The organism is Terriglobales bacterium (assembly GCA_035567895.1).
Taxonomy (GTDB): Bacteria; Acidobacteriota; Terriglobia; order Terriglobales; family Acidobacteriaceae; genus Gp1-AA112.
Window position 1 is genome coordinate 1 of sequence record DATMPC010000026.1, and the last position, 6146, is coordinate 6146.

The following is a 6146-nucleotide window of genomic DNA, read 5'->3' on the forward strand; positions in this document are numbered from 1 at the left end:
GGATGGCCGGCATGTCCATCGATGTCATGAGCAACGTGCGTTATTACATCGATGATCACAAACGCGGCGCCTTTGAGCCGGGCGCACCAACCACTGACGTGCTCGATGTGACCGGCCGCCCCGCCGAAGACTTCGAGACGATCGCTCGTCGATATGCGGCATTGCCCCAGAACCGGCGGACCTTCGGAAACTGGGTTCGCGAGTTGGCGCAGTTCATGACAACCCCGCTCAGTCCGGGCTTCAATTTGGATCGCTACGACCGCGAACTGCACCGTCCGTTTCCGTCGGATCCGCAGTTCGCGCCCGACTCCAAGACTTGGCAGCACGAGCACGGCATCGGCGACACCAGCGAGTTTGCGGCACCGGGCCATGACAGGATCCGTACCGCCACCCCCAGCCGTGAAGCTCCTGGTGTGCTTCGCCAGTACCGAACGTGAAAGCGGGGGAAAATCATGCCTCAAAACAACTGCCTTCCTGAAATATTGGCTCACCTGAGGACTGCGGATGGACTTATTGTTCAGCTATGCAACCATCCCGTAGGGGTGCTGGAAGTCCCGGAAATGGAGAATGTGATCATTGGCTTCTCACTTCCCGAATAGCAATTTCCGCCGCACGATCGGGCGGGAACCCATAGATTCCCGTGCTGATAGCTGGGAAAGCTATGCTGTTAACGCCGAGATCGCGAGCGCCTGATTTGAACAATTGACTAAAACTTTCTGGAGTGCAGACCTCAATCACGCCCAAGGCGTCTTTAGTCTCTTTCGAGCCGAAGCCAAGATGCCTAGGATACCAGTACCGAGAAATCCCAGAGTGCCTGGCTCGGGGGTTTGAACGAAGGAGCCGGGATAGTAGAGGTCAGTCACGGGATTAAAGTAAAGGGATAGCTTTCCACTTCCTTGTCCCCCGAGTTGAATGGTCTGCCCGGTGGCGAAGCTGACTCCTGTCGCAGAGAAACCGATCTGCCAAGGGACTGTAAAATCCCTGCCGTTGGTAGGGAGGGTAACAGAGGACCCGAAGATGAACGACATAGTTTCAGGAAAACCGAACTCCATGGGCGCGCCGTTAATCCACACGTCGGCTGGATCAAGAAAAAGCGTGGCGCCTCCTCCGAATACCGATCCCGGTGCGTAGCCGCCATTGCCAAAGAAGTCGAACGGTGTTCCGCCGCCCAAAAAGAGTTGGTGCCCGTTCTTGTATCCAATAAATCCAAAATTATCGCCGCTACCAGTATTTGGCATCAGGAAGATTTGGTCCGCAAATGAGGTCGAGGATATGAGAGTGAGGCACAGGAGCGACAGAGAGAGGAAAAAACACTTCATACGCACCTCGCAGAGTAGCCACAGAGGCTACCCCGCATCTACTTCGTGGGTCAAGACGATAATTTCAACAGACGATAATTTCAACAGACGATAATTTCACGATAATTTCACGGTGTCGCCGGGGAGGGCGTTATCTGGGGCTGCGAAAGAATAAACTTAAAGTTCATTTCGCTCTTGGAAATCACGCCCCCATAGCCTAGACCAATCAGGCTCTACGATCTGCGTCACTCAGCGGCCACAATCGCGTTGGCTGCCGGAGTGTCGCCAAAAGTTGTCTCTGAGCAGCTCGGCCACGCCAGTACAGCCTTCACCTTGGACACCTACGCTCATGTGCTTCCGTACATGCAGGACGAGGCTGCCGCTCGGGTAGAGGCAATGCTATTTGGAGCGACGGTCTAAGGACTAGCTGAGGTAGAAGGGCTCGGCATCCGATGCGATCATCGGCAGGTACTAAGACTTGACGCATCGGGTGCCGGATTCGATCTGCTATCCGGTGGTTTCACCGGATCGCTTTTTCCGCTTTCCGTATTAACGACCATCCAAACAGAACTTCCCACAAGCCCGTTTGCACGAAGCCGCTAGCACGGTGTGCGGCGGAGCGAGTTTTGCCGCAGTCGGCGGTTGAGTTTGGTACGCTGAATCGGCACCTAACTAAAGGAGCAACGCTTGCAGAGAAAGAGTCCAGCAGCTTCTTCGGCCGGCCGGTTGGTGCCGGTGGAGTTGGCCGCCAGGAAGTTGCCGACCCAGTTTCACAACTTTTTACGCCTTTTTACGGCTGTTTGACACCTACTCTGTCTGGGCGAACTATGTTCGTACCGGGCTGATTCAAGAAAACGAGTAACGCTCGGATCAGGAGTCCGGGATGATGAAAGCGAAACAACCCAGAAGCGCACGCAGCCGGTTGATACTGACGATGGAATTGGCTGTAATCTTGCCTGCTGCCACCCTGGTCCTCCTGAGTGCCAGACACTTGCAAACCATCCAGCGTGATCGCGCGGTTGAAGCGGCCATCCAGCGCGACTTCAGTCAGGTCCTGGCCATTTCCGAAAAACAGATCAATCACAAAGCATACGAACTGATGGACAATGTTCGCAACGAATTTCCGGTTCCTGGTGAGGCCTGCAGTGAGACCCTGGATAGAATTCTCGCCGCTCATCCGTATGTTGCCCATTTGATGCTCTACGATCCCGAGCATGGATTCGTTATGCGTTCGCGGCCTGACCGGCTAGAGAATGATCCTGGTTTTCGTGATGAAGCCGAGCACCTGTCCAAGATGATGGAGGGTTGGTGGAAACTGGAGTATGACGATCTGTCGAAGAAGCTGTCGAAAATGGATGAGAGGGGAACGCCTTATTACTTCAATGGAGAGTGGATGCCGCATGGCGACAAGCATGTCTATACGTCCACCGCGATTTTCCTAAGGACCGACAAAGAGACGGGAAAGGCCGCCATTGCCGCCATCACTTTTGACTGGGACTACCTGCGTGATCAATTTTTCCCGCAGACTCTCGACCAGGTTATGAGCCGCAATGTGGCCGAAGAGCAAACCGATAAGAATGCGGTGATCATGGTTCGCCCTATGAGTGACTCCACTCCCATTGCCTACTGCACAGGGTGGGACGGCGGCAATGCCGAGGTGGAGCGCAACATGGAGAGCGTATTCCCAAACTTGGTCCTCGGCATGAAGTTGCGTGGTACTACTCTGGCGGCCATGGGGCAGCATTTCATGCACACCAGTGTTCTGACGCTAGGCGGACTCTCGTTCCTTTTGGCCGGCGGAATTTACCTTACTTATCGCAACGTGAGCAAAGAAATGGCGCTGGCCCGGCTGAAGTCGGATTTCGTCTCCAATGTCTCGCACGAATTGCGCACGCCGCTCTCGCTGATTCGGTTGTACGCCGAGACCCTGGAATTAGGCCGACTGACCAGCCCGGAGAAACACCAGGAGTATTACTGCATCATTCGCAAAGAGAGTGAGCGTTTGACCGCGCTGATCAACAACATCCTTGATTTTTCGCGCATCGAGGCCGGCCGCAAAGAATATGACTTCCGCGAGACCGACATGCGCGAACTGGTGCGCAACACGCTGGAATCCTACCGTTATCAGATTGAGCAGCACGGCTTCACCTTGGAAGAGAAGATCGGTGACGTGCCCCCGTTGCGGTTGGATCGCGAAGCCATGGCCCGCTCACTGGTCAATCTGGTCAACAACGCGCTCAAATACTCGCAAGACCGCAAGTACATTGGAGTGAACCTGTATCGGGAGAACGGATCGGTGAAGCTGGAAGTCATTGATCACGGGATTGGCATACCGCCTCACGAACAGAGCAAGATTTTTGAGAAGTTCTATCGCGTTGGTGATCCGCTGGTCCACAACACCAAGGGCAGCGGGCTCGGGCTTTCACTAGTGCAGCATATTGCGAAGGCACACGGTGGTGATGTCGTGGTGGACAGCGCGCCCGGCGCAGGCAGCAAATTCACAATTAGCCTTCCGGTGAATCCGGCAGAGAACAAGGGCACAGCAGCTTCGGCATGAAGTCTGGCAGGAGGAAGTCGCAGCAGACATCCATCAATACCGTAGCTAAGCTTCAAGTCGGAGAAAACAAATCGGGAGAACCTGATATGGCCAGAATCCTTATCGTCGAGGACGAACCCAACATGGTGGCAGGTCTGCGTGACAACTTCGAGTTCGAAGGCTATCAGGTGATCACCGCGCCAGATGGCATCGCCGGTTTGGAGCGAGCGCTGAGCGAAGCTCCGGACTTAGTCATTCTCGATGTCATGATGCCGCGAATGAGCGGTCTGGATGTTTGCAAGCAGCTAAAGAGCAAGCGGCCCTCGATCCCGGTCATTATGTTGACCGCGCGAGGACAGGAAATAGACAAGGTCGTCGGACTTGAACTGGGCGCCGACGACTACGTAACCAAGCCGTTTTCCATTCGCGAGCTGCTTGCCCGCGTCAAAGCCGTACTGCGGCGCGCACAGACTGTCCCAAAAGAACAGGAACGCGTCTCATTTGGCGATGTGGAGGTAAATCTGCGCAGTTGCCAAGTCTCGCGCGGCGGCAAACCACTGGATTTCTCGTCGAAGGAGTTCGAGCTACTGAAGTACTTCCTTTGCCACCAAGGGGAAACCCTGAGCCGAGATCGCCTGCTTGAGGAAGTCTGGGGCTACGACCGTTTTCCCACCACGCGCACGGTTGATGCGCACATCGTCCACCTGCGGCAAAAGATCGAGCCCAAGCCAGAAGAGCCTCGCTTCATTCTCACGGTGCACGGCACTGGTTACAAGTTTGTAAGTTGATCAAGCTTGCTATTTGGAAAATCACTTGTCGAGCGTTGCACAAATTCGCAGCCGGTATCAAAACACGAAGAGGACTGACCTCGCGGTAACGACTCGAACGGCCGGCCGGCCTCGCCATCGTGCACTCGAAGATCAGCTTGCTAGCTTAAAGCGCGAGCACGATGATGTTCGCCGCGCCATGTACGAAGCCGCCCAGGTGCAGAGAAGACTCTGCGGTCCGCGTCATCTTCGCGCCGGTCCTTATGAGTTCGCCAGCGAGATCTTCCCCGTACGTCATCTCTCCGGCGACTTCATCACCCTAATGCAGATCGAAGGCGACCTTGTCTTTGCGATCGGTGACATCGCAGGCAAAGGTCTCATGGCGGCGATGTGGTTTACCGATGTCGTCGGAATGATTCGCCGGCAAATGACTATGGTCGGCGATCCCGCGGCTGCTCTATCAGCTGTCAATCGCGATCTGCTGCTCACCGGTCTCGAAGTCCCTTTGACCACGCTGTTCTTGGCTCGCGTCAATCTGGAAAACGGCGAGCTCACCTATTGCAACGCGGGGCATCCTCCCGCCCTGCTGCTCCGGGAAAATAGTGAAGTCGAGGAGCTTCGCGCCGGTGGACCAGTTCTGGGAGCGCTTTCCGCGGCCTCATTCGCGAACGGTAGCGAGCGACTTTGCCCTGGCAATACGCTGCTTGCTTACTCCGACGGAATACCAGAGTGCAGGAATGAATCTGGGGTTGAATTCGGAGCCGAAGGCTTGCTGAATGCGGCGCGGAAATTTTCAGGTTGTAAGCCGAGCGTCATGCTCTTTTCTGTGCTGGCTGCAGTCGAGGACTTCGCTGGAAGCCAGCGTCGCGAAGACGATGTCGCGTTGGTCGCGTTGCACCGATTCGGCCGCTGCAAAAAATACTGATCGGAGACCTGCTTGTCTGAAGGGAACCAACTCCGCCGCATCGCTGACCACGCAAATGACGCTGCTGTATTATCATCTGTACCTCCGGCCGGAGAAAACCGCTCCAGTCGCGTAGATGACGCGCAGCTGATTCGGGAAGCGCAACAGGGCAGTGCCGCAGCTTTCGAGCAACTCGTCCAGCGGTATGACCGGGCGGTCCTCCGCCTCGCTCTTCATCTAACCGGCTCTGAGCAGGATGCCCAGGACATTTATCAGGAAGCGTTCCTGCACGCCTATACACATTTGACTCGGTTTCGTTTCGAGTGCTCGTTTTATACTTGGGTCTATCGTATCGCCACGAATCTCTGCCTCGATTATCTTCGGCGTAAGCGCACCCGAAGCCGCGAATTGACCACTACAATTGCCTCAGACGGAGAGGAGCGGGACATTCTCGACCGAATACCCGATCAAAGCGCGGGCGCGAGTCCCGAGCGCAATCTCGCAAGCCGCATACTTCGGAAGCACATCGTTCGTGCTCTGAGCCAGCTCTCACCACGCGAGCGTATCGTTTTCGAACTAAAGCACTATCACGGCTTAAAGCTGAGAACTGTGGCCGGAATTCTCAAGACCACCGAAGGCAC

General features: G+C 55.5%; 7 protein-coding genes. 6 read left to right on the top strand and 1 reads right to left on the bottom strand.

Going from position 1 to position 6146, the window contains the following annotated elements:
* Window positions 1-437: hypothetical protein (locus VNX88_06915; GenBank protein HWY68378.1), on the top strand; the 437-nt coding region annotated here is incomplete at its 5' end.
* A gap of 297 nt (window positions 438-734) precedes the next feature.
* On the opposite strand, the gene VNX88_06920 is transcribed toward VNX88_06915, so the two are convergent.
* Window positions 735-1238: a PEP-CTERM sorting domain-containing protein gene (locus VNX88_06920; GenBank protein HWY68379.1), complete on the bottom strand. Its 504-nt coding sequence runs from the start codon at window positions 1236-1238 to the stop codon at window positions 735-737.
* 300 nt (window positions 1239-1538) lie between these two features.
* Here VNX88_06920 and VNX88_06925 point away from each other — a divergent pair, with 300 nt between their 5' ends.
* The 5 genes from VNX88_06925 to VNX88_06945 all read left to right on the top strand — a co-directional run.
* A complete protein-coding gene (locus VNX88_06925) occupies window positions 1539-1718 on the top strand; it encodes a tyrosine-type recombinase/integrase (GenBank protein HWY68380.1) in 180 nt (59 codons plus the stop codon).
* A 463-nt stretch (window positions 1719-2181) separates the two neighbouring features.
* Window positions 2182-3855, top strand: coding sequence for a HAMP domain-containing sensor histidine kinase (locus tag VNX88_06930; protein HWY68381.1), 1674 nt, complete (start codon window positions 2182-2184; stop codon window positions 3853-3855).
* A gap of 86 nt (window positions 3856-3941) precedes the next feature.
* Window positions 3942-4622 carry a response regulator transcription factor gene (locus tag VNX88_06935; protein ID HWY68382.1) on the top strand — a complete coding sequence of 227 codons (681 nt, stop codon included), beginning with the start codon at window positions 3942-3944 and terminating at the stop codon, window positions 4620-4622.
* Window positions 4623-4647: 25 nt separating this feature from the next.
* Entirely contained in the window at window positions 4648-5526 is an 879-nt protein-coding gene (locus VNX88_06940; protein ID HWY68383.1) for a SpoIIE family protein phosphatase, read from the top strand.
* Between the two features lie 12 nt (window positions 5527-5538).
* On the top strand, window positions 5539-6146 hold a 608-nt coding region (locus VNX88_06945; protein HWY68384.1), incomplete at its 3' end, for a sigma-70 family RNA polymerase sigma factor.